Consider the following 7900-nt stretch of genomic DNA (forward strand, 5'->3'; position numbering starts at 1 on the left):
TTTTATTTATGGTCACAGACCTGTCAGGTCTTATTGTTTATTTGCTCTGGCGCGATGTGGGCTGCGTATTTTCCGGCGTCAGCAGAAGCGTCGCCGCTTCGCCGGTTAACATGTTCGTCACCGTAGCAGTTACAGCATAATTGGTGGTTCCAGAGTAGGAATAAACGTCAATGTACCAATAACCGCCGACCAACGTTGTGCCCTCGATCAGCTCATCGTTGCCATCGTTCAGCGAAGCAGCCGCGGCCGGGTCGGTATTCACATCGGTTGTGCCTGGTGGGAAGAGATACAAATCCGCATCACCGCCGCTGCCGGTCATGACAATACGCAAATGCTGATTGGCCTGCATCATAATCTTATACACGTCATCCCGGTCGGCCGCGCTGACTTGCCCGGTGGCGGTATGGCCGGTGCAGGTGATCAACGCATCGTTAATATTGTTCGACTCGCCGCTTTGCGGGGTACATGTCGGTGGCGGAGGCGGTGGGGGCGCCGCTGACTTGAAGACGCCCGGCAGGTAAACAAAGTCGGTAAAGGTGACGTTCAGCGCGTTGAGGGCCTGATAGGCGTCTACGATGCCGGAGCCACAATTGCTGGTGTTACAGGTGCTGCCGGCCGGGAAGCTGCGGGCCGTGCTTTGCAGCAGCGACAAAACCTGCGCCTGGGTGTAGCCCGGCCGCATCCCCAGGATCAGCGAAGCCAACCCGGCGACGTGCGGCGTCGCCATGCTGGTCCCCTGGTAATAGGCGTAGGTATTGCTGTTGGCAGGCGTTGTTGCGCCAGAGTCCAATGTTGACAAAATGCCATTGGGGTCGTTGGCAAAGCTCTGCGCGCCGCCAGGGGCACTGACTTCAATGACACTGCCATAATTGCTGTAATAGGCACGGCCACCACTGCGATTGGTGGCCGCCACGGTGATAACGTTATTGCAATTGCCGGGGGAGTAATTGGCGGCGTTGGCATTGTCGTTGCCGGCGGCAATGACGACGGTGGCCCCGGTCGCAACAACATCATTGACGGCCGACTGCCAGGTGCTGGTACAAGTGCCAAACCCACCCAAACTAAGGTTTAACACTTTGGCCGGATTGGCGTTGGCCGGAACGCCGGCGACAGCCAGACCGGCCGACCAGCGCATCCCATCCACAATGTCGGACGTTGTGCCACCGCATCGGCCCAAAACACGAATGGGCAAAATCTTGGCGTTCCAGTTTACCCCGGCCACGCCCAGACTATTGTTGGTAGCCGCGCCAATGGTTCCAGCCACGTGCGTACCATGCCAGGAACTATCAGAAGGATCGCTGCCGGCGAAACAAGCATTGGCTAAAATCCAATCGCCAGGGTCGGCCGGGTTACTATCACGGCCGTTGCCATCATTGGCTGTAAACACATCAGTGATAAAGTCATACCCGGCCACCGTTTTACCGGCCAGATCGGTGTGGTTCAGGATGCCCGTATCCAGCACAGCGACCACGGTGCTGACCAAACCGGTGGAGATATTCCAGGCCGGTTCCAGATTGAGTCCCTCAGAAGTGCCGGGAGTGTAGCGATAATGCCACTGATCGCCGTAACGGGTGTCGTTGGGAGCCAGATCAGGCACGGCGGGCATTTGCGCCGCGCCGAGGCCGGTGGTCTTGATCAGGTCGGGTTCGGCATAGGCAACGCCGGGAACGGCCGTTAGATCCACGGCAATCTGGGCGACTTTTTCGGCCGGCAGCCGTTCAGTCAGCTTCAGCACGTGGGCATCGCCCGACATGGCGCGAAAATAGGCCACATCTACCCCGGCGGCGGCGCTCAATTCTGGCAGCGGGCCTTCGTTGCGGGCCGACAACAAGGCAGCTTCGGCCGCCGCATCGGTGAACTGGATGATGACCTGATCGGTGGGCAGGGCGTCGCGCAAATCACCAAATGTCTGGCCGGCGTCCGGCGCTGGTGTGTCTGGGGTTTGTCCGTACAAACTCACCGGCACAGCCACAACAAGAAAACAAACAAGCAAAGCAATCAAAAGGGTTTTGCGATTCATACGATCTCCTAATATGTGTAGGCTTACTGTGCAATTGTAAAACAACATTATCGAAGAACGGGGTAACAAAACAGCTTAACGAGGCTTGTCGGCAGCAGTATACTGCTATTTTCCAGCAAAAGTGGATAAAAAACGAGGATTAAACAGCCCTCCAACAATTCTCAATTTGCCCTGGTGTTAGCGTAGGGACGGGACGGCGCGGACGGGAGCCGCAGCGAACAGCATTTTCCCGCGCCGTCTCGCCCAATAGGACCAAAGAAGGGCGAGACGGCGCGGGAGGCAAGGCATTGGTGATTGGCAAAAATGCTGTCCCGCCCCTACGGCTGGATTTCAAATTGAGAATTGCTGCAAGTTTGTTAGCCGCTACAAACGCAGCGCATGGTCCCCATGGTAATACGCCTGACGCAGTTGGTTCACCGCTTCGTCTTCCAGATATTCTTCAAAACTCATCACTTTATCAATCACCCCGCCGGGCGCCAGTTCAATGATGCGGTTGGCGATGGTGTTGACAAATTCATAATCGTGGGAAGCAAACAGCACCACTTCCGGGAATTTGATGAGACCCTCGTTCAGCGCGGAGATAGCCTCCAGGTCCAGATGATTGGTCGGTTCGTCCAGCAGCAGCACATTGGCCCCGCTGAGCATCATGCGGGCCAACATACAGCGCACCTTCTCGCCGCCGGAGAGGACCCGCGCCGGTTTTAACGCTTCTTCACCGGAGAAAAGCATTCGCCCCAGATAGCCGCGAATGAAGGTATCGCTGTCTTCGCCCGGCGAAAACTTGCGCAGCCAGTCAATCAGGTTGTCGTCGGTGTCGAAGTATTGACTGTTTTCCTTGGGGAAATAAGATGTGGTGATGGTGGTTCCCCACTCGTAACGGCCGTCATCCGGGTCCATCTCCCCCGCCAAAATCTCAAACAAGGTCGTCTTCACCAGGTCATTCTCGCCGATAAAGGCGATCTTGTCCCCCTGGTTTACCTCCAGGCTGAAATGCGACAGCACCGGGGCGCCATCCACGCTCTTTGTCAGGTCTTTCACGCGCAGGACCACTTTGCCACACGGCCGTTCCGCGGCAAAGCCCACATACGGAAAACGGCGCGAACTGGTCGGCAGATCATCTACCGTCAATTTCTCGATCAACTTCTTGCGCGACGTCGCCTGCCGCGCCTTGGCCACGTTGGCGCTAAACCGACGCACAAACGACTCCAATTCCTTGATCTTCTCTTCCCGCTTTTTGCCCTCGTTCTTGCGCTGCTGCATCGCCAACTGGCTGGCCTCATACCAAAATTCATAATTGCCCACGTACATGCGAATCTGGTTGAAATCAATGTCCACAATGTGGGTGCAAACATCGTTCAGAAAGTGCCGGTCATGGGAAACAACGATAAGCGTATTGTTGAAGCGCATCAGATAATCTTCCAACCAGCGGATGGTTTTCAGATCCAACTGATTGGTCGGCTCGTCCAGCAGCAGGATGTCCGGGTTGCCGAACATAGCCTGCGCCAGCAGCACGCGCACCTTTTGCGTTGCCTCCAACTCGGCCATCTGCCGGTCTAGCAGCGTTTCGTCAATGCCCAGCCCTTTCAGCAGCGTGGCCGCTTCCGCTTCGGCATCGTAACCATTCAGGTCGGCAAATTCCGACTCCAACTGCGCCGCCAAGACACCATCCTCATCGGAAAAATCCGTTTTGGCGTACAGCGCATCGCGCTGCTGCATCAGGTCATACAGCTTTTTATGCCCCAGGATAACCGCGTCTAACACGCGGTACTCATCAAAGGCGAACTGGTCCTGCTGCAGCACGGCGATACGGTCTTTCGGATCGGTGATTACTTCGCCGCTGGTGGATTCGATTTCCCCGGCCAAAATCTTGAGAAAGGTAGATTTGCCCGCGCCGTTGGCGCCGATCAGTCCGTAGCAGTGGCCGGGCAGAAATTTGAGACTGACGTTCTTAAAAAGCACCCGTGGTCCAAAGGACAGGGTGAGATTGCTGGTCGCTATCATTATTTGTTTCCTTCTGTAAAATGTCGAACGAGGGATGATAGGGTTTTCTGGCAAATAAATCAAATTCTGCGATGGTCACGATTTGGTTGGAAGCACTGTCATTCTGACGAGTCTTCGAAGAAGAATCCCCTGGCGGCCGACAAATAGGGATTCTTCCCCATTCGGCTTCGCTCAGGGCCGAAGACTGCGCTCAGACTTGTTCTGAGCAGCGCCGAAGGAATGACAATGCACAAAAACGCTGGGTTTCAACTTGATTTCAGTTTAGTTCTTTTGGTAATTCTCGCCACGGGGCTTAAAATTCAAGCGTTAGGAGAAATGGTGCTATGCTGACACAAACCACACGGCCGTTTTACCACACCCTTCTGGACGCCCACGTCCTCACCGACCCGGACGACAGCCAGGACGCCATTATCTACGTGGCGACCGACCAGCCGGATGTGCATGTGACGCGGCGTGAATTTAGAACGGCCGTATCCCACACCGCCCACGCCCTGGGCCAATTCGGCATCCAGCCCGGCGACCTGGTGATCATCGCCCACACGCAAAACCTGGAAAGCATTTATCTGTTTTGGGGGGCGCTGCTGGCCGGGGCCGTGCCCTCCATGTTCCCCACCCTCACGGAAAAGCTGGACCCGACCATCTACCTGCGCAACCTGGCCGAATTGGTGCGCTTCTCCGGCGTCCGCGCCATCCTCACCACCGACGCCTTCGCGCCAACCCTGGCCGCCCACGTGGCCTGCGCCGTTTACAGCAGTGGGGAGTTGGGAGTGGGGAGTTGGGAGTTGGGAGTTGAGAGTGTGGAACGAAACAATTCACAATTCACAATTCACGATTCTCCCGCCTTGCTCCAGCACTCCTCCGGCACGACCGGGCTGCAAAAAGGGGTGGCGCTGTCGCATACGGCCGTCCTCAACCAACTCGCCGCCTACAGCGACGCCATCCACCTGACCGGGCAAGACGTCATCGTAAGCTGGCTGCCCCTGTACCACGACATGGGCCTCATCGCCGGGTTCCTGCTGCCGCTGATGCAGGGCGTGCCGCTGGTGCTGCTGTCGCCGTTCGATTGGGTGCAGCACCCCGCCCTGCTGCTGCAAGCCATCCAAACCCACCGGGGCACACTCTGCTGGCTGCCCAACTTTGCCTACAACCACATGGCCCGCCGCATCCGCCAGCGGGACAAGGAGGGCTTGTCGCTGGCCGCCATGCGCCTGTTCATCAACTGCTCCGAACCGGTGCGCCACGACAGCCATCAACTGTTCCTGGAAAAATTCGCCGCCAACGGCGTCACGGCCGTCATGTTGGGCGTCAGTTATGCCATGGCCGAAAACACTTTTGCCGTCACCCAGACGCCGCCGGGCCAGCCGGCGCGGCTGGATTTTGTGGACCAGTCGGTATTGGACCAAACTGGCTATGCGAAGATTAGTGCGCCCGACGCGCCAGAAACGGCCGTCAAAGTCTCCTGCGGCCCACCCATCCCCGGCACGGCCGTGCGCGTGTTAGACGCCATCGGTCACAGCCTGCCCAACCGCACCGTTGGCGAATTGGCGATTCGCAGCAGCTATATGCTCAGCGGCTACCACCACCGCCCCGATTTGCAGCCGTTCCAGGACGGCTGGCTGCGCACCGGCGACCGGGGCTACCTGGCTGATGGCGAGGTATATGTAATTGGCCGCAGCAAGGATTTAATCATTAACGCCGGTAAGAATGTGTATCCGCAGGACATTGAGGCGATTGTGAACAATGTGCCGGGCGTGCGCGCTGGTCGGGCGGTGGTTTTTGGCGTGCCCGATGAACGGGAAGGGACAGAATTAATTGCGGTGGTGGTGGAAACGGCCGTCAGCGACCCCGACGAACGGCAGGCGTTGGTGAAGGCCATCCGCCAGGAGGTGGCACGGCAGAGCGGGGTGACGGTTAGTTTTGTGGAACTGGTAGACGCCAAGTGGCTGATCAAAACGTCCAGCGGCAAAATCGCCCGCGCCGCCAACCGGGACAAATGGCTGCAGGCGCGGCGCGCTTGACACGCCCCTGACCGGTGACTATAATCCGAGCAGTTGCGAGCGTAGTTCAGTGGTAGAACGTTAGCTTCCCAAGCTAAATGTCACGGGTTCGAGTCCCGTCGCTCGCTCTGAAAGGTAAACGGCCGTTTCCCAGTGTGGAAAACGGCCGTTTTGCGTTCTCTGGCACGGTAGCCAGCCGTTATTTTTTATGTTATCTTTATGGGCGTGTGGGTTTGACCGAGAGGGATGCGGCCAGGTTGCCGGGTTAGTCGCCTAAGCACTTATTTTTTGCACAATTGAATCGTTATTCAGCCACCCAAACGGCCGTTACCGAACCCACACACTTCAGGTAATCTTTTCGGGTGGCTTTTTTCTCATATACAAGGAACCTCCATGACCAACTACGGCCAACACGTCAGCTTCATCTGGAGCATCGCCGAAACCCTGCGAGGCAGCTACAAACAGTCCGACTATGGCAAAGTCGTCCTCCCCTTCACCGTTTTACGCCGCCTCGACTGTGTACTGGAACCGAGCAAAGACGCCGTCCTCGCCAAAGTCGGCGCCCTGCCAGCCAACATTGATGACACCATGCGCGAGCTAATGCTCAACATGGCGAGCGGCCAAAATTTCCACAATACCAGCCGCTACACCTTCGCCAGACTGCTCGACGACCCCCACAACATCGCCGCCAATCTCAACCACATGATCAACGGTTTCAGCGCCGACGCCCGCGAAATCTTCATCGAGCGTTTCAAGCTCCCCCAACAAATCACCGTACTCGATAAACACAACCTGCTCTATCTTATCGTCAAACAGTTTGCCGCCGCCGATTTGCACCCCGACAAGGTGAGCAATCTGGCGATGGGCTATATATTTGAGGAGTTGATCCGCCGCTTTTCGGAGCAGAGCAACGAAACGGCCGGGGAGCATTTCACCCCCCGCGAAGTCATCCGCCTGATGGTTAACCTGCTTTTTCAGGAAGACAGCGCCGCCCTTACCCAAAAGGGCATCATCCGCAAGCTGTATGACCCGGCCTGCGGCACGGGCGGGATGTTGAGCGTGGCCGAAGAGTACCTGCGCGAACTGAACCCGGATGCCCATCTGGAAGTGTATGGGCAGGAACTGAATGACGAAAGTTACGCCATCTGCAAATCGGACATGATGATTAAGGGGCAGAACGCCAAAAACATCTACCCCGGTAACAGTTTTTCCGAAGATGGGCTGCCCGATCAGCAGTTTGATTACCTGCTCTCCAACCCGCCGTTTGGCGTGGAGTGGAAGATGGTGCAGGACGTGATCCAAAAAGAACACAGCACGCGGGGCTACAAAGGGCGCTTTGGCCCTGGGCTGCCGCGCGTCAGTGATGGTTCGCTGTTGTTTGTGCTGCACATGATCAGCAAGTTTAACCGCGATGGGAATAGCTCCCGGCTGGCGGTGGTGTTGAATGGCTCGCCGCTGTTTACGGGCAGCGCGGGCAGCGGTGAAAGCGAAATCCGGCGCTGGATTATTGAGAATGATTGGCTGGAGGCGATTATCGCCCTGCCAACCGATATGTTTTACAACACCGGCATCGCCACCTATATCTGGATTATTACCAACCAGAAGACGAAGCCGCGCCAGGGCAAAATTCAACTGATTAACGCCACCGGTTTGATACGCCGATGCGCAAAAAGTTTGGCAGCAAGCGCAAGCAGATCGCCCCGGCCGACATTGACAAGATCACACAGTTGTTTGGCGATTTTGCGGAAAATGCGTATTGCAAAATCTTCGACAACGCCGATTTTGGCTATCAGCGCATTACCGTGGAACGGCCGTTGAAGCTAAACTTCCAGGCCAGCCCGGAACGGATAGCGCGGTTAAAGGAAGATAGCGGCTTTGCCCG

3 protein-coding genes, 1 tRNA gene and 1 pseudogene are annotated in these 7900 nt (G+C 56.8%); 3 read left to right on the forward strand and 2 right to left on the reverse strand.

Annotated elements, in window-relative coordinates:
* Positions 1-37: 37 nt before the first annotated feature.
* Both IPM39_24360 and IPM39_24365 read right to left on the reverse strand, forming a co-directional pair.
* Complete coding sequence (locus IPM39_24360) at positions 38-2020, reverse strand: S8 family serine peptidase (GenBank protein ID MBK8989160.1); 1983 nt, start codon at positions 2018-2020, stop codon at positions 38-40.
* Between the two features lie 363 nt (positions 2021-2383).
* Positions 2384-4021 carry an ATP-binding cassette domain-containing protein gene (locus IPM39_24365; GenBank protein ID MBK8989161.1) on the reverse strand — a complete coding sequence of 546 codons (1638 nt, stop codon included), beginning with the start codon at positions 4019-4021 and terminating at the stop codon, positions 2384-2386.
* A gap of 323 nt (positions 4022-4344) precedes the next feature.
* Between IPM39_24365 and IPM39_24370 the strand changes: the two genes are divergently transcribed.
* From IPM39_24370 to IPM39_24380, 3 genes and pseudogenes are all read left to right on the forward strand, one after another.
* Positions 4345-6039, forward strand: a complete 1695-nt coding sequence (locus IPM39_24370) for an AMP-binding protein (protein MBK8989162.1) — start codon at positions 4345-4347, stop codon at positions 6037-6039.
* 35 nt (positions 6040-6074) lie between these two features.
* Positions 6075-6146: transfer RNA gene (locus IPM39_24375), tRNA-Gly, on the forward strand.
* 265 nt (positions 6147-6411) lie between these two features.
* Positions 6412-7900, forward strand: a pseudogene (locus tag IPM39_24380) (SAM-dependent DNA methyltransferase).

This window comes from Candidatus Leptovillus gracilis (assembly GCA_016716065.1).
In the GTDB taxonomy this organism is placed as follows: Bacteria; Chloroflexota; Anaerolineae; order Promineifilales; family Promineifilaceae; genus Leptovillus; species Leptovillus gracilis.

Bases quoted from the DNA above. Each gene is read 5' to 3' on its own strand.
- IPM39_24360 (MBK8989160.1), bottom strand. From the start codon at position 2,020: ATGAATCGCAAAACCCTTTTGATTGCTTTGCTTGTTTGTTTTCTTGTT.
- IPM39_24365 (MBK8989161.1), bottom strand. From the start codon at position 4,021: ATGATAGCGACCAGCAATCTCACCCTGTCCTTTGGACCACGGGTGCTT.
- IPM39_24370 (MBK8989162.1), top strand. From the start codon at position 4,345: ATGCTGACACAAACCACACGGCCGTTTTACCACACCCTTCTGGACGCC.